This is a genomic window from Streptococcus oralis (assembly GCF_023611505.1).
In the GTDB taxonomy this organism is placed as follows: domain Bacteria; phylum Bacillota; class Bacilli; order Lactobacillales; family Streptococcaceae; genus Streptococcus; species Streptococcus oralis_CT.
Map to the genome: position 1 here is coordinate 1553259 of NZ_CP097843.1, position 15972 is coordinate 1569230.

18 protein-coding genes are annotated in these 15972 nt (G+C 43.5%); 10 read left to right on the top strand and 8 right to left on the bottom strand.

All coding sequences use genetic code 11. The features are described 5' to 3' along the window. Nucleotides 1–43: 43 nt before the first annotated feature. The 5 genes from yhbY to M9H69_RS07955 form a co-directional block, all read right to left on the bottom strand. Nucleotides 44–355 carry a ribosome assembly RNA-binding protein YhbY gene (gene yhbY, locus M9H69_RS07935; RefSeq protein WP_000060171.1) on the bottom strand — a complete coding sequence of 104 codons (312 nt, stop codon included), beginning with the start codon at nucleotides 353–355 and terminating at the stop codon, nucleotides 44–46. A gap of 213 nt (nucleotides 356–568) precedes the next feature. Beyond that, nucleotides 569–1675 carry a ribosome biogenesis GTPase YqeH gene (gene yqeH / locus M9H69_RS07940; protein WP_250315326.1) on the bottom strand — a complete coding sequence of 369 codons (1107 nt, stop codon included), beginning with the start codon at nucleotides 1673–1675 and terminating at the stop codon, nucleotides 569–571. Between the two features lie 2 nt (nucleotides 1676–1677). Next, nucleotides 1678–2205 carry a YqeG family HAD IIIA-type phosphatase gene (locus tag M9H69_RS07945; protein ID WP_006153778.1) on the bottom strand — a complete coding sequence of 176 codons (528 nt, stop codon included), beginning with the start codon at nucleotides 2203–2205 and terminating at the stop codon, nucleotides 1678–1680. 14 nt (nucleotides 2206–2219) lie between these two features. Next, nucleotides 2220–3128: a magnesium transporter CorA family protein gene (locus M9H69_RS07950; RefSeq protein WP_000899718.1), complete on the bottom strand. Its 909-nt coding sequence runs from the start codon at nucleotides 3126–3128 to the stop codon at nucleotides 2220–2222. 57 nt (nucleotides 3129–3185) lie between these two features. After that, nucleotides 3186–3746, bottom strand: coding sequence for a mechanosensitive ion channel family protein (locus M9H69_RS07955; protein ID WP_001150568.1), 561 nt, complete (start codon nucleotides 3744–3746; stop codon nucleotides 3186–3188). A 150-nt stretch (nucleotides 3747–3896) separates the two neighbouring features. On the opposite strand from M9H69_RS07955, the gene sstT reads away from it, so the two are divergent. Beyond that, entirely contained in the window at nucleotides 3897–5108 is a 1212-nt protein-coding gene (gene sstT / locus M9H69_RS07960; RefSeq protein WP_084872584.1) for a serine/threonine transporter SstT, read from the top strand. A gap of 49 nt (nucleotides 5109–5157) precedes the next feature. Continuing rightward, nucleotides 5158–6111 carry an aromatic acid exporter family protein gene (locus M9H69_RS07965; RefSeq protein ID WP_084872583.1) on the top strand — a complete coding sequence of 318 codons (954 nt, stop codon included), beginning with the start codon at nucleotides 5158–5160 and terminating at the stop codon, nucleotides 6109–6111. Between the two features lie 210 nt (nucleotides 6112–6321). Here the strand turns inward: M9H69_RS07965 and M9H69_RS07970 are convergent, their stop codons facing one another. From M9H69_RS07970 to M9H69_RS07980, 3 genes are all read right to left on the bottom strand, one after another. Further along, nucleotides 6322–6525 (bottom strand): hypothetical protein, encoded by a 204-nt coding sequence (locus tag M9H69_RS07970; RefSeq protein WP_250315327.1) that lies wholly within the window; start codon nucleotides 6523–6525, stop codon nucleotides 6322–6324. Between the two features lie 10 nt (nucleotides 6526–6535). Then, a complete protein-coding gene (locus tag M9H69_RS07975) occupies nucleotides 6536–8080 on the bottom strand; it encodes a peptide chain release factor 3 (protein WP_000155101.1) in 1545 nt (514 codons plus the stop codon). A gap of 143 nt (nucleotides 8081–8223) precedes the next feature. After that, on the bottom strand, nucleotides 8224–8916 hold the full coding sequence (locus tag M9H69_RS07980; RefSeq protein ID WP_250315328.1) for a YwaF family protein: 693 nt from the start codon (nucleotides 8914–8916) through the stop codon (nucleotides 8224–8226). Between the two features lie 165 nt (nucleotides 8917–9081). Between M9H69_RS07980 and gatC the strand changes: the two genes are divergently transcribed. From gatC to nusB, 8 genes are all read left to right on the top strand, one after another. Further along, the gene (gene gatC / locus M9H69_RS07985) at nucleotides 9082–9384 is read left to right on the top strand and encodes an Asp-tRNA(Asn)/Glu-tRNA(Gln) amidotransferase subunit GatC (protein WP_000705419.1); all 303 of its coding nucleotides are present in this window, start codon (nucleotides 9082–9084) and stop codon (nucleotides 9382–9384) included. Next, on the top strand, nucleotides 9384–10850 hold the full coding sequence (gatA, locus tag M9H69_RS07990; protein WP_250315329.1) for an Asp-tRNA(Asn)/Glu-tRNA(Gln) amidotransferase subunit GatA: 1467 nt from the start codon (nucleotides 9384–9386) through the stop codon (nucleotides 10848–10850). The genes gatC and gatA overlap by 1 nt, the downstream gene beginning before the upstream one ends. Beyond that, nucleotides 10850–12295, top strand: a complete 1446-nt coding sequence (gene gatB / locus M9H69_RS07995) for an Asp-tRNA(Asn)/Glu-tRNA(Gln) amidotransferase subunit GatB (RefSeq protein ID WP_250315330.1) — start codon at nucleotides 10850–10852, stop codon at nucleotides 12293–12295. The genes gatA and gatB overlap by 1 nt, the downstream gene beginning before the upstream one ends. Nucleotides 12296–12368: 73 nt before the next feature. Beyond that, a complete protein-coding gene (locus M9H69_RS08000) occupies nucleotides 12369–13325 on the top strand; it encodes a zinc-ribbon domain-containing transport protein (RefSeq protein ID WP_250315331.1) in 957 nt (318 codons plus the stop codon). Between the two features lie 8 nt (nucleotides 13326–13333). Further along, nucleotides 13334–14461 (top strand): SPFH domain-containing protein, encoded by a 1128-nt coding sequence (locus M9H69_RS08005; RefSeq protein ID WP_250315332.1) that lies wholly within the window; start codon nucleotides 13334–13336, stop codon nucleotides 14459–14461. An 81-nt stretch (nucleotides 14462–14542) separates the two neighbouring features. Next, nucleotides 14543–15103, top strand: a complete 561-nt coding sequence (gene efp, locus M9H69_RS08010) for an elongation factor P (protein WP_000568640.1) — start codon at nucleotides 14543–14545, stop codon at nucleotides 15101–15103. Nucleotides 15104–15124: 21 nt separating this feature from the next. Further along, entirely contained in the window at nucleotides 15125–15514 is a 390-nt protein-coding gene (locus tag M9H69_RS08015) for an Asp23/Gls24 family envelope stress response protein (RefSeq protein WP_000510584.1), read from the top strand. Continuing rightward, entirely contained in the window at nucleotides 15507–15929 is a 423-nt protein-coding gene (nusB, locus tag M9H69_RS08020) for a transcription antitermination factor NusB (protein WP_000203657.1), read from the top strand. The genes M9H69_RS08015 and nusB overlap by 8 nt, the downstream gene beginning before the upstream one ends. Nucleotides 15930–15972 lie beyond the last annotated feature (43 nt).

The following is a 15972-nucleotide window of genomic DNA, read 5'->3' on the forward strand; positions in this document are numbered from 1 at the left end:
CTTCCTTTAATTCTCTGTAAAAACAGTTGTTTGGAGTAGGGTTTTAGATTTCTTTGACTTTTTTAGAAATCTTGCGATTTTCTTTCTTGCTGGATTGTTTATACAAAATCAAGATGCGTCCGATTTTTTGGACTGTATCCACACCGATTTCTTCTTCCAAGATTTCAGCTACTTCGTGGATGTTTTCATCTGTGTTTTGCAAGAGCGTAACTTTAATCAATTCACGGGCGTCAAGAGCCTGACGGACGCTGGTTTTGATTTGGTCGTTAAGTCCATTTTTCCCGATTTGGATGATGGGTTTGAGGGTGTGTGCCTGGCTGTTGAGGAAGGCACGTTGTTTTGATGTTAATGACATAATTTCTTTAAAAGAGTTTCTTTTTATACTTTTCTAAGGTGGTGGCGGACGTCAGCAAAGTCCTTTGGACTTTCATGACTAAAATTTGAGCCTAAGGTCTCAAATTTTCCGCAGTTGGTACAACTCCTTGTACCAACTGACACCACGGCGAAAAGTATTCGTTATGGGCTCGCAGAGCTCGCCCTAATCCAGACAACTCTTTCCTTTCTGTGTTTAAATAATGGCTTTTCGTGTGACGACTGCGACGCCTTCTGGTGCCCAGACGGCGACTTTGGCCGTGCCTGATACGCGGATCCAGCCGAGTCCTGAGATGACTAAGTCAGTCTTGTCCTTGATAGTAAATACATGCTGGACTAGTTTTGGAAAATCTTCTTTTTCCTTGCTATTTGGTGGTGTGAGAAGGGTTCCCAGGTGCTTGTCGTAGAAGGCACTAGCACCTTCAAGCTTGGTACGATGGAGTTTGAGTTCATTGTCAAAGAAGGCAGTAAATCCTTGCTTTTCTCCTGATATAAAGTCAAAGCGTCCAAGACCACCTAGAAACAGAGTTTGTTCAGGGTTAAGCTGGTAGGTTTTGGGCTTGATTTCCTTTTTAGGGCTGACATACTTGAGGTTTTTAGCCGTCAAGTAGTGGGCCATCTGGTGGCGGTGGATAATCCCTGGCGTATCGTAGATATAAGATCCGTCGTCAAGCGGAATCTCAATCTTATCCAAGGTTGTCCCCGGAAAACGCGAAGTCGTGATGACATTTTGGTCACCCGTGATTTCTTGGATAATGGCATTGATAAGAGTTGATTTTCCAACGTTAGTCACACCGACCACATAGACATCGCGTCCCTTACGATAATGCTCAATCTTGTCAATGACTTCCTTGATAGCGTGCTTATTCTGTGCTGAAGTCAGGACGACATCCACAGGGCGAAGACCTTCTTCGTGGGCACGCTCCATGAGCCATTGGCTAATCTTGCCCGGTTTAACAGACTTGGGCAGGATATCGTTTTTATTTCCAACCAAGAGGACATCATTGCCCGATACAAAGCGTGGCAAGCCTGGGATGACAGAGCCATTAAAGTCAAAGATATCAATGACATTGACCACCAAGGCATCGCTATCTCCCACCTCATGCAAGAGTTTGAGGAAATCATCGTCCGTCAACTGGACATCTGTGATTTCATTGTAATGGCGGAGACGGAAACAGCGTTGGCAATAGACTTCGCCTGTCTCCAAACCTTTTTCGAGTGCCGACTGGGGAGTAAATCCAAGACCAGCCTTGTCTGTCGTCTGAATGGTTGCTCCACAACCAATACAGAGAATTTCTTCCATAGTTAAATTCCTTTTTTATATGTAATCGGTCCGTACTTTTCAGTAATTTGCTTCATGACACGGCGCTCGCGAGCCCGGTTGATTTGCGTTTTGATAGAGTCATGTTGGACCAAGGGTTTGACCAAAATTGAGCGAATACCTGCACGATGCGCTGCTCGTATATCTGTCATAAGTTGGTCGCCGACCATGACCACTTCATTTTTCTCATAGTGAAATTCCTTCATGGCACGGTCAATCCCAAATGTGAAAGGCTTCAAGGCCCAATAAACGTAATCAATCCCAAATTTCTCAACTGCACGTTGAACCCGTTTTTTGGTATTATTTGAGACTACGATGATGCGAATGCCCGCGTCCCGAAGGTCATGTAGCCATTGCTTCATCTCTGGCGTCCCATCAGGGTTGTTCCAAGCAATGAGGGTGTTGTCCAAATCGACCAAAACAGCCTTGATTCCCTGCGCCTGCAGGCTTGGGACTGTCAGATCATAGACTGCTTCCACAGCAAAATCTGGCATATAGTTTTCAATCGCCATTCTGGCTCCTTTTTTTAATTTCTAGCAATTTTCTTTAAACATTGAGCTAAGACTGCCCATAAAATGAGACTAGCTATCAAAATATAAATCCAAGCATTTGGTTCATCTGTAAACGGTAAGGGAACATTCATTCCGAAAAATCCTGTAATAACCGCAAGGATAGCTAGCAAGACTGAGATAATTGTCAAAGTTGTCAAATTATCATTCAGATTATTATTTAGGATGTTATTGTAAGAGGCTGAGAGTTGTTGCAAGACTTGAGATATCAAATCTGTCATTGAAACCAACTGATGGGCTTCAATCATAGCATCGTCAAACTGCTCTCTTTCCACCTCATTAAGATTGCGATAAAGTGCATGCCCTTGAATGTGTTCCAAGAGGAGACGATTTTGTTTAGCAGCAGCTGTCAGGTAAACCATACCAGTTTCCAAGTCAGAGAGGGCAAAAAGATTTTTTTTAGTTGTTTTTTGACGAAGAAGTGCACTGATTTCATCCTTACTTTTATCCATCTCTTCAATAACTGGATAGTAAGCATTGCTAATAATCTCTAAACTGGCAAAAAGAAATTTGTAGATTGAAATAATTTCATGGCTTTCAAGGTAGGTTGCCATGCGTTTAATCACATAAGTATTCTTGTGATTGCTGATAGTAATCAGCCGTTGTTTTTCAACGATAAAGGTCATCGGAATCGCTTCATAATATTCTTTGTCTTTTTCTAAATCAAGAACATTATAAATAAAGGTTACCGTCTCCGTTTCACGGTTATAATCCATGTGGGCTCGTTCATTTCTATCCAGAGCATACTCGATGGTTTCCTTGTCCAATCCATAGATGTCAGAAAGATCTTCCATATTTTTAATCTTATCCACATCAAGGTCTATCCAAGTACGATCGTGACCTAATTTTTTCTCTACAAATAGCATACTCTCTCCTTTACCAAACTCCTTCTATTGTACCACAAATCTGCTAAAAAAGTCGGACTATTCAGTACGGGATAAATTACTAACAACGGTAATATTGCGGTTAGGAACAAAGTGAAGGGCTTGATCGTCACCTCGCAGTTGTGTTGTACGGATTCCTACACTAACGACCTTTCCAGAAACGGTAATCGGTCCGTTTGTGAGGACCACTTCATCGCCCACATCGAGCTGGCGTTCAAAGAGGATGAAGAAGCCATTAATGACATCGGATAGAAAACCTTGCGCCCCCATCCCAATGGCTACACCAGCAATCCCCGCACCGGCAAGCAAACTAGAAACCGGCAAGCCTAAAATAGACAGGATGCAATAGATCAAAAAGAAATAAAGAATGTAGTTAAAAACATTCTCCAGCAAACGGGAGATGGTTTTTTGTCTGCCTGCATCCCGATTTGAAAATTTAAGCGAGGGCTTGACAATCTTTCGTACAGTCGCGTGAAGCATCTTTTTAGCTATATAAAATAGCAGAAACAAAATCAAAAGAGAAATCACCTTGGTTAAGAGATTCTCTAAGATGGTTGTTAAATCAAGTTTATCAAAATAACGTTGAAAAAAATCTTGCATATAAAACTCCTTTTTCCTATTATACCATAAAATCGTCCTTCTCTTTTCTTTCATAATTATTCAATTATCATCTCCGTTTTCAAAATATCACTTGCCTCTATAGAATATTTATACTATAATTATAAACAATACATTTTGAAGGAGACTGCTATGAAACGAATCATTAGAGCCTGGACCAAGGCAAGCCTCATCAAACGAATCCTTATTGGAATGATTTTGGGAGCGACATTGGGGATGCTCTTTCCAAACCTTACAGGAATTGGTCTGCTTGGAGATCTCTTTGTAGGCGGACTGAAAGCCATCGCTCCTATTCTAGTTTTTTCCCTTGTTGCCAATGCCCTTTCCCAGCACCAAAAGGGGCAAAACACCAATATGAAGATGGTTATTTTCCTATACTTGCTCGGAACCTTTGCTGCTGCATTGGTAGCCGTTCTAGCTAGTTTCTTACTGCCTGTGCAAATCACCCTGACCAGTGCAAATACAGAAGTTGCTGCTCCTGATGGTATCGGTCAAGTCCTCAGCAACCTCTTGCTCAAACTGGTGGACAATCCCTTGAATGCCATAGTTGAAGCCAACTATATCGGGATTCTCTCTTGGGCAGTCGTCTTTGGCTTGGCTATGAGAGAGGCAAGTAAACACAGCAAAGAATTACTGAAAACCATGGCGGATGTCACCTCTAAAATCGTGGAATGGATTATCAATCTGGCACCCTTTGGGATTTTAGGTTTGGTGTTTAAGACCATCTCTGACAAGGGCATTGCCAGTCTGGCTAACTACGGTGTCCTCCTAGGACTCTTGATTGCTACCATGGCCTTTGTAGCTCTCATCGTCAACCCACTCATCGCCTTTCTCTTTATAAGGAAAAATCCCTATCCCCTTGTTTTGAAATGCCTACGTGTCAGTGGTATTACAGCCTTTTTCACTCGTAGCTCTGCTGCCAATATCCCAGTCAATATGAAACTCTGCCAAGACTTGGGACTGAATCCTGACACCTACTCTGTCTCCATCCCGCTTGGTTCGACCATCAATATGGCTGGCGCTGCTGTTACCATTAACATCCTGACCCTAGCTGCCGTCAACACACTCGGAATCTCGGTAGACTTTGGGACAGCATTTGTGCTCAGTGTAGTGGCTGCCATTTCTGCCTGCGGGGCATCTGGAATTGCTGGGGGATCGCTTCTCCTCATCCCAGTGGCTTGTAGCCTCTTTGGGATTTCCAACGACTTGGCTATGCAAGTTGTCGGAGTCGGATTTGTGATCGGGGTCGTTCAAGACTCCTGCGAAACAGCTCTGAACTCTTCAACAGATGTCCTCTTTACAGCAGTTGCTGAGTATGCTACAAACCGAAAACTTCGCCCCTAGTCTCTGATTTCTCATTAAATACTTGACTCTATTCGTTTAGGAAATTTTCATGTCCCTCACTCAACGTACGACAAAACTGATCTTAGCGACCTGTCTCGCTTGTTTTCTCGCTTATTTTTTAGATTTATCATCAGCAGTCTCAGCTGGAATTATCGCCCTATTAAGCCTCTCCGACACGCGCAGAAGCACGCTAAAGTTAGCTCGAAACCGCCTCTTTTCCATGATCCTAGCGCTCGCTATCGGTGTTCTAGCCTTTCAGCTGACGGGCTTTCACATCTGGAGCCTAGGCCTCTATCTGGCTCTCTATGTCCCTCTTGCTTACAAAATGGGCTGGGAAATCGGCATCACACCTAGCAGTGTCTTGGTTGGTCATCTCTTGGTACAGGAGTCTACTTCTCCAGCTCTCTTGCTCAATGAAGTGCTCCTCTTTCTCATCGGGACAAGCTTTGCCCTATTGGTCAATCTTTACATGCCCTCTCGCGAGAAAGCCATCCAAAGTTATCACCTTCAGGTCGAAGAAAAGTTAAAAGACATCCTGCTTCGCTTTAAATACTATCTGTCAAGAGGAGACGGACGCAATCAAGCTCAACTCGTTGACCAATTAGACAAGCTCCTCGATGAAGCTCTCAAACTGGTCTACCTGGATCACTCGGACCATCTCTTTCACCAGACGGACTACCATATCCACTACTTTGAGATGAGACAGCGACAAAGTCGTATCCTGCGAAATATGGCCCAGCAGATTAATACCTGTCATCTGGCCGCAAGTGAGAGTTTGATTTTGGCCCAGCTCTTTTCCAAGATCGCTGCCCAGCTAAGTCAGTCCAATCCTGCTCATGACCTACTTGATGACATCGAACGCTATCTGCAAGTCTTCCGCAATCGAAGTCTCCCTAAAACACGTGAGGAGTTTGAAACCCGTGCCACCCTCCTGCAACTACTACGCGAAGCCGAAACCTTCATCCAGGTCAAGGTCGATTTTTACCAAAAATATGGAAACTAAAACGCAAAGAACCTCAGAGAATTCCTCTGAGGTTCTTGTTTTCCCTTAACTCCAATTATCTTTACTGCACAGAAATTAGTCTAACCCACCTTATTTATCCATACAGAATTTAGAGAGTAATTAGAAAAATCTTTTGCCTAGTGAAGCGCCTAGCCAAGTTCCATAGAAACTTGGCGTTACTTATTTAGATTGTTACACATTCAAATAAATTTACTGAGCTACGACACTGAGTTTTACAAATGGAATCGATTTGTAAAACTCAGTTAGTGAGGCAGTTAGGTAGTTCGATTCCTTACCATTACGACGGAAAAATCCACGAATCGATAATATTCGTGGATTTTTACTAGTGAAGCGTTTAGGTAGACCGCCATAGCGGTTACCGTCAAATGACAGCAACTTTATGTTGCTAGTCATTTGTAACGATTTACATTTTTTCCTCCAACTCTACGTCTGGATATTTATCCGCAAACCAGCGGAGGGCAAAGTCATTTTCAAAGAGGAAGACTGGTTGGTCAAAGCGGTCCTTAGCCAAGATATTGCGGCTTGAGGACATCCGTTCATCCAAGTCCTCAGGCTTGATCCAACGAACAGTCTTTTTACCCATTGGGCTCATGACCACTTCTGCATTGTACTCGCCTTCCATGCGGTGCTTAAAGACTTCAAACTGGAGTTGTCCCACAGCCCCTAGCATGTACTCGCCAGTTTGGTAATTCTTATAAAGCTGAATGGCTCCTTCTTGCACCAATTGCTCAATCCCTTTGTGGAAAGATTTTTGTTTCATAACGTTCTTAGCAGAAACTTTCATGAAAATCTCAGGTGTAAAGGTTGGCAGTGGTTCAAATTCAAACTTATTTTTTCCAACTGTCAAGGTATCCCCAACCTGATAAGTACCAGTATCGTAAACCCCGATAATATCACCTGCCACGGCATTGGTCACATTCTCACGACTTTCCGCCATAAACTGGGTGACATTAGAAAGCTTGGCAGTCTTCCCAGTACGAGGCAGATTGACACTCATCCCACGCTCAAATTCGCCCGATACGATACGGACAAAGGCGATACGGTCACGGTGACGAGGATCCATGTTGGCTTGGATTTTAAAGACAAATCCTGAGAAATCCTTGTCATAAGGATCCACAATTTCGCCATCTGTTTTCTTGTGGCCATGTGGTTCAGGAGCAAACTTAAGGAAGGTCTCAAGGAAGGTCTGAACCCCAAAGTTTGTCAAGGCTGAGCCGAAGAAGACTGGTGTTAATTCACCCGCTAAAATAGCTTCTTCTGAAAACTCATTCCCAGCTTCTTGAAGGAGTTCGATATCGTCCTTAACCTGAGCGTAGAAAGGATTGCTTCCAAAAAGCTTATCCCCATCTTCTAGACTGGCAAAGCGTTCATCCCCTTTATAAAGCTCCAAACGTTGGTTATAGAGGTCATACAATCCTTCAAAAGCTTTCCCCATCCCGATTGGCCAGTTCATTGGATAGCTGGCAATCCCCAATACTTCTTCTAGCTCTTGCAAGAGGTCCAGTGGCTCACGGCCATCACGGTCTAGCTTGTTCATAAAGGTAAAGACTGGAATTCCACGGTGCTTCACAACCTCAAACAATTTCTTGGTTTGGGCCTCGATACCCTTGGCAGAGTCCACGACCATGACCGCAGCATCCACCGCCATCAAGGTACGATAAGTATCTTCTGAGAAGTCTTCGTGCCCTGGTGTGTCGAGGATGTTCACGCGCTTGCCGTCGTAGTCAAACTGCATAACAGATGAGGTTACCGAAATACCACGTTGTTTCTCGATATCCATCCAGTCAGACTTAGCAAAAGTCCCTGTTTTCTTCCCTTTTACCGTACCAGCCTCACGAATCTCGCCCCCAAAATAGAGCAACTGCTCAGTGATGGTTGTTTTCCCGGCGTCCGGGTGGGAGATGATGGCAAAGGTACGGCGTTTCTTGATTTCTTCTTGAATAGTCATAAGTTCTCTTTCTTTGATTTTCTATTTTTAGTTGTTTCAGTAGCTAAGAATGATGTTTACATTGGATTTTACTATTCCTTTCAACTCTCCATTATAGCGGATTTTGGGGAGTTTTTCAATTGCTCATCTGATGAAAAGGCAAGCTAGAGTATAGATTTTACCTGATTTCTATTTTCCCACCGTTTCTTGAACAAGATATCAAAGAGAACAAGAGCCAGTGAAAGGATGACCGACACAAGGAGGTACTTTATCCATAGAGGAGCATTCGAGATAAACGGGGTATCTCTTAAGAGACCATAATTTCCACCCGTTACCTGATTAACCCCAACTAAAAAGAGGTTGAGAATAAAGGTATAGGCTACAATCATATACTTCTTAAGCAAGGTCTTGTCATAGTGATTCATCAAGTAAATCAAGGAATTCACTAGAAGGGCATAGTGCCCAATCAAAAATGAAAAACTGGTGATATGGGGGAAATCATAGGGGTCAAAAACAGGGTAAACCAAAGCAAATACCGCTCCACTTGCTCCTAAGAGAGCAAAATATTGCTTGCTCCGCCATTTATCTGGCAAGAAAACCACCGCAAACATAGCCAAACGGCAATGATAAAAAGGAAGACTATTAGAAAATGGGATCCCAAAGCCAACATACCAGCTATATAGGGCTAGCAACTGGAGGATCTGAATCCCCTTAAACAAGCGGACAAATTTCGGATTTTTATGATAAACAAGCGCTCCATAAATACAAAGCACTAAGAGAAGCATCATGATCCCATACCAAAAGAGCGAAATGGGAGGAGGAACCGTTTGAGATCTGGTGATAAATTGATGGAACATATTTCTATCCTAACCCTTATTTTCTCTATTCTCTAGTTTAACCATTATAGCGAATTAAAAGCGATTTTTCAATTTCTATTTCTTTTCAGTTTGGCTCCCTTATTTATAGGAAAATATGGTAAAATAGAACAGACTAAAAATCATCATTTCACGAAAGGATGCAAGATGAAAATTACGCAAGAAGAGGTAACACACGTTGCCAATCTTTCAAAATTAAGATTCTCTGAAGAAGAAACTGCTGCCTTTGCGACAACCTTGTCTAAAATTGTTGACATGGTTGAATTGCTAGGCGAAGTCGACACAACTGGTGTCGCACCTACTACGACCATGGCGGACCGCAAGACCGTACTCCGCCCTGATGTGGCCGAAGAAGGAACAGACCGTGACCGCTTGTTTAAAAACGTACCTGAAAAAGACAACTACTATATCAAGGTACCAGCTATCCTAGATGATGGAGGAGATGCCTAATGACTTTTAATAACAAAACGATTGAAGACTTGCACAACCTCCTTGTCTCTAAGGAAATTTCTGCAACTGAATTGACCCAAGCAACGCTTGAAGATATTAAGTCTCGCGAGACAACTATCAACGCATTTGTCACCATCGCTGAGGAGCAGGCCCTTGCTCAAGCTAAGGCTATTGATGAAGCTGGAATTGACTCGGATAATGTCCTTTCAGGAATTCCGCTAGCTGTTAAGGATAATATCTCTACAGACGGTATCCTGACAACTGCCGCCTCAAAAATGCTCTACAACTATGAGCCTATCTTTGATGCGACAGCCGTTGCCAATGCCAAAGCTAAAGGTATGATTGTTGTCGGAAAAACCAACATGGACGAATTTGCCATGGGTGGTTCAGGTGAAACTTCTCACTACGGTGCCACTAAAAATGCTTGGGACCATAGCAAGGTTCCTGGTGGATCATCAAGCGGTTCTGCGGCTTCTGTAGCTTCAGGACAAGTTCGTTTATCACTTGGTTCTGATACTGGTGGTTCTATCCGCCAACCTGCTGCCTTCAACGGGATTGTTGGTCTCAAACCAACCTACGGAACAGTTTCACGTTTCGGTCTCATTGCTTTCGGTAGCTCACTAGACCAGATTGGACCTTTTGCACCAACTGTTAAGGAAAATGCCCTCTTGCTCAACGCTATTGCCAGCGAAGATGCCAAAGATTCTACTTCTGCTCCTGTCCGCATTGCCGACTTTACTTCAAAAATCGGCCAAGACATCAAGGGCATGAAAATTGCTTTGCCTAAAGAATATCTCGGTGAAGGAATTGACCCAGAAGTTAAAGAAACCATTATCAAGGCAGCCAAACACTTTGAGAAACTTGGTGCCATCGTCGAAGAAGTGAGCCTTCCTCACTCCAAATACGGTGTTGCAGTTTACTACATCATTGCTTCATCAGAAGCATCCTCAAACTTGCAACGTTTTGACGGTATTCGTTACGGCTACCGCGCAGAGGATGCGACTAATCTTGATGAAATCTATGTAAACAGCCGTAGTCAAGGTTTTGGTGAAGAGGTAAAACGCCGTATCATGCTGGGTACTTTCAGCCTTTCATCAGGTTACTATGATGCCTACTATAAGAAGGCTGGACAAGTCCGTACCCTCATCATCCAAGATTTCGAAAAAGTCTTTGCGGATTACGACTTGATTTTGGGACCAACTGCTCCAAGTGTTGCTTATGACTTGGACTCACTCAACCACGACCCAGTTGCCATGTACTTGGCTGACCTTTTGACCATCCCTGTCAACTTGGCAGGTCTCCCAGGAATTTCGATTCCTGCTGGATTTGCTCAAGGTCTCCCTGTCGGACTCCAATTGATCGGTCCTAAATACTCAGAAGAAACCATTTACCAAGTTGCTGCTGCTTTTGAAGCGACAACAGACTACCACAAACAACAACCCGTGATTTTTGGAGGTGATAACTAATGAACTTTGAAACAGTCATTGGACTTGAAGTCCACGTAGAGCTCAACACCAATTCAAAAATCTTCTCACCAACTTCTGCCCACTTCGGAAATGACCAAAACGCCAACACCAACGTGATTGACTGGTCTTTCCCAGGAGTTCTGCCAGTTCTCAATAAAGGTGTTGTCGATGCTGGTATCAAGGCGGCTCTTGCCCTCAACATGGACATCCACAAAAAAATGCACTTTGACCGCAAGAACTACTTCTATCCTGATAATCCCAAAGCCTACCAAATTTCTCAGTTTGATGAACCTATCGGCTACAACGGCTGGATTGAAGTCGAGCTCGAAGACGGTACGACCAAGAAAATCGGTATCGAACGCGCCCACCTAGAAGAAGACGCTGGTAAAAACACCCACGGTACAGATGGTTACTCTTATGTTGACCTCAACCGCCAAGGGGTGCCTTTGATTGAGATTGTATCTGAAGCTGACATGCGTTCTCCTGAAGAAGCCTACGCTTATCTGACAGCCCTCAAGGAAGTTATCCAGTACGCTGGCATTTCCGACGTTAAGATGGAAGAAGGTTCTATGCGCGTGGATGCCAACATCTCTCTTCGTCCTTATGGTCAAGAGAAATTCGGTACCAAGACTGAGTTGAAAAACCTCAACTCCTTCTCTAACGTCCGTAAGGGGCTTGAATACGAAGTCCAACGCCAGGCTGAAATCCTTCGCTCAGGTGGTCAAATCCGCCAAGAAACACGCCGTTATGATGAAGCTAACAAAGCAACCATTCTCATGCGTGTAAAGGAAGGTGCTGCAGACTATCGCTATTTCCCAGAACCAGACCTACCCCTCTTTGAAATCTCAGACGAGTGGATCGAAGAAATGCGGACTGAGTTACCAGAGTTTCCAAAAGAACGCCGTGCGCGCTATGTATCTGACCTTGGCTTGTCAGAATACGATGCTAGTCAGTTAACTGCTAATAAAGTCACTTCTGACTTCTTTGAAAAAGCTGTTGCCCTCGGTGGTGATGCCAAACAAGTCTCAAACTGGCTCCAAGGTGAAGTTGCTCAATTCTTGAACGCTGAAGGAAAAACACTCGAACAAATCGAATTGACTCCAGAAAACTTGGTTGAAATGATTGCCATCATCGAAGACGGTACCATCTCTTCTAAGATTGCCAAGAAAGTCTTTGTCCACCTTGCTAAAAATGGCGGTGGCGCGCGTGAATACGTGGAAAAAGCAGGTTTGGTGCAAATCTCTGATCCAGATGTTCTGATTCCAATCATCCACCAAGTCTTTGCCGATAACGAAGCTGCCGTTGCCGACTTCAAATCAGGTAAACGCAACGCAGACAAGGCCTTCACAGGATTCCTTATGAAAGCTACCAAAGGTCAAGCCAACCCACAAGTTGCCCTTAAACTACTTGCTCAGGAATTGGCTAAGTTGAAAGACAGTGAGTAATTCGCTACTAGTCACCCAGTAGTCTACTCAGCAAGAGAGGAACTACCTTTTCAATCATATAGTTAGGAGACACATGAAAAAGTTTTACGCTCTTTTAATGACCTGTTTATTACTTGTTTTTCTATCCGTGCCTCAAATCGTTGATGCGGGTGTAGGACATTCCAGAAGTGGAGGGAGCAGCCACAGTAGCTCCAGAAGTAGCAGCCGCTCAAGTGGAGGTGGAAGTCGTTCTGGCGGCTCATCCTACCACTACTACCGCTCTGGATACGGCTCATCCTCTGACAGTTCTAATAGCTCTCCCTATCTAGGATTTATGTTCATATTAATCGGAGGAATCATACTAGTTGTTATCGTCAAATCCTTGCAGAATAAGTCTGGAGATTCGAGTTCAACCTACACTAGTAATGATTATCAAACGCTTCATCGTCGAGTTGAACACAACACACTGGCCATTAGCCGTGTGAAATACGGGGATCCGAACTTTGACGCGGAAGCCTTCACATCTTGGGTTAAGGAAGTCTACCTTAAATTGCAGGTTGCCTGGACTGAGAAAAATTGGAACTCTGTCCGCGCTTTGGAAAGTACCAGTCTCTACTCTCAACATAGTACCCAACTTGAGGACCATATTCGAGCTAAAACAACTAATGTTTTAGAGAAAGTTTGTATCGAAAATGTTCGCATCAAGGAGTTCATTGAAAATCCTGACGGAAACGATACCTTAGTGGTGATCCTGTCATCTACCTTGCGGGACTATGTCATTGACGATGAGACTCGCCGTGTCCTTGAAGGAGATCCTAAAAAAGATCTCTTCACCGTGTACCAATTGAACTTTATCCGTCAACATGGTAGCCAAACGCAGGCAGTTAATCCAGACCAAGTGGTGAGCGACCACTGTCCAAACTGTGGCGCCCCATTGAAAATCTCTGCAGTTAGCGAGTGCGACTACTGTGGTGCCAATCTCTCTCGCAGTCCAAACCAATGGGTACTTGATACCTACGATGTTGTGGATGAAGACGAACTATATAATTAGGAGGAATTATGGGATTTATACGTGCAGCCTTATCAGCAGGCTTAAATAGTTTTAATGATAGTAAATTCAAGGAAGCCATCGTCCTTCCAGACAATGTCTCTGGCAACGCCTTGGCCGTCAAGGGTCAATTACTCACTAAAGACCCAGATGGACGTTCTCGTCACAGCAATCAAAATACAGGCCTCTTGTCAGATGGCAGTGTGGTTATCGTTCCTCAAGGTTATACCGCTGTTTTGGTAAACAACGGTACCTTTCTTGGTGATGTCCTCGAAGCTGGTAGCCACGAATGGCAAGCTGGTGATAATGCTTGGCTCCTTGAAAAAGGTGGTTTAAAAGGCACTTGGGAAAACTTTAAAAACCGTTTCTCTTTCGGTGGACAAGTCATCACCCAACAGGAAATTATCTTTATCCGCATGCAACCTATTGCAGGTAATAAGTTCGGCACACAAAATGCGGTCGAATACTTCAGCGAACGTTACCAACAATTGCTTAACATCCGTTTCTATGGCTTGTTTGATGTAAAAATAGCAGATCCAGTCCTCTTCTACGTGAGTTCTGTTAGCCGTCAAATTACTGACGGACAGCCATTTACTCTCCAAGATGTAGCTCAAGGAACGCTCCGTCAAAATATCGCACCGAAAATCGCGATTGCCATTGCCAAATACACTAACGAAAACAAGGTTGATATCTATAGCCTCAATGCCAACCAAGATACCTTTAACGAACTCGCTAAACAAGAGGTCAACAAGGTTTGGACAGGCCTCTACGGAATTGAAGCAACTAATATCTTGCTTGAAGACCTCAGCTACGATCAAGAAAGTCTTGATATCGTTCGCAAGCTTGATAGTGAGCTCGTGGCAATGAAGTACAACACGATTGAAATCGAAGAACGCCGTGCTCGTAACGAAGCCCTCATTGCTGCAGCTGCCAACGAAGGGAATGGCAATGGGATGAACATGTTTATGGGTATGAATCTTGGCCAAACTCTCGGTGGTCAACTAAGCCAACAAGTCCAAAATCAAGCGCCGGCTCAAAAAACTGGGCAAACTGCCAGCAAGAATTTTTACATCGAAGTCGATGGAAAATACGTCCTCGTTACTAAAGACGAAGATGGAAATATCGTACCAGTCAACTAATTAAGCTCCTTCTGACATTTGAGTAATGTTGTCTTTTATGGTACAATAAAGAGTAAATTATTTTATTAAAGAGGTAAAAACATGATTGAAGCAAGTAAATTAAAGGCTGGTATGACCTTTGAAACAGCTGACGGAAAATTGATTCGCGTTTTGGAAGCTAGCCACCACAAACCAGGTAAAGGAAACACAATCATGCGTATGAAATTGCGTGATGTCCGTACTGGTTCTACATTTGACACAAGCTACCGTCCAGAGGAAAAATTTGAACAAGCTATTATCGAGACTGTCCCAGCCCAATACTTGTATAAAATGGATGACACAGCATACTTCATGAATACAGAAACTTACGACCAGTACGAAATCCCTGTAGTCAACGTTGAAAACGAATTGCTTTACATCCTTGAAAACTCAGATGTGAAGATCCAATTCTACGGAACTGAAGTGATCGGTGTCACCGTTCCTACTACTGTTGAATTGACAGTTGCAGAAACTCAACCATCTATCAAAGGTGCTACGGTTACAGGTTCTGGTAAACCAGCAACGATGGAAACTGGACTTGTCGTAAACGTTCCAGACTTCATCGAAGCAGGACAAAAACTCGTTATCAACACTGCAGAAGGAACTTACGTTTCTCGTGCCTAATCTCTAGAAAGAGGTCATTCTATGGGAATTGAAGAACAACTTGGCGAAATCGTTATCGCCCCACGTGTACTTGAAAAAATCATTGCTATTGCTACTGCAAAAGTAGAGGGTGTACACTCTTTTTCAAACAAATCAGTATCTGACACCCTTTCAAAACTTTCTCTCGGCCGTGGCGTTTATCTTAAAAATGTGGACGAAGAACTCACAGCAGATATCTATCTCTACCTTGAGTACGGAGTAAAAGTTCCTAAGGTAGCTGTTGCTATTCAGAAAGCTGTCAAAGATGCTGTCCGCAACATGGCTGATGTAGAACTCGCTGCTATCAATATCCACGTTGCAGGTATCGTTCCAGATAAAACACCAAAACCAGAATTGAAAGATCTATTTGACGAGGACTTCCTCAATGACTAGTCCACTATTAGAATCTAGACGCCAACTCCGTAAATGCGCTTTTCAAGCTCTTATGAGCCTTGAGTTCGGTACGGATGTCGAAACTGCTTGTCGTTTCGCCTATACTCATGATCGTGAAGATACGGATGTGCAACTTCCAGCCTTTTTGACAGAGCTAGTTTCTGGTGTTCAAGCTAAAAAGGAAGAACTAGACAAGCAAATCACACAGCATTTAAAAGCAGGTTGGACCATCGAGCGTTTAACACTCGTGGAGAGAAACCTCCTTCGCTTGGGAGTCTTTGAAATCATTTCATTTGACACCCCTCAGCTGGTTGCTGTAAATGAAGCTATCGAGCTTGCAAAGGACTTCTCAGATCAAAAATCTGCCCGTTTTATCAATGGACTGCTCAGCCAGTTTGTAACAGAAGAACAGTAAACAGAAAAAGTGTTTGACAGCTGTCAAACACTTTTTTCTTTGC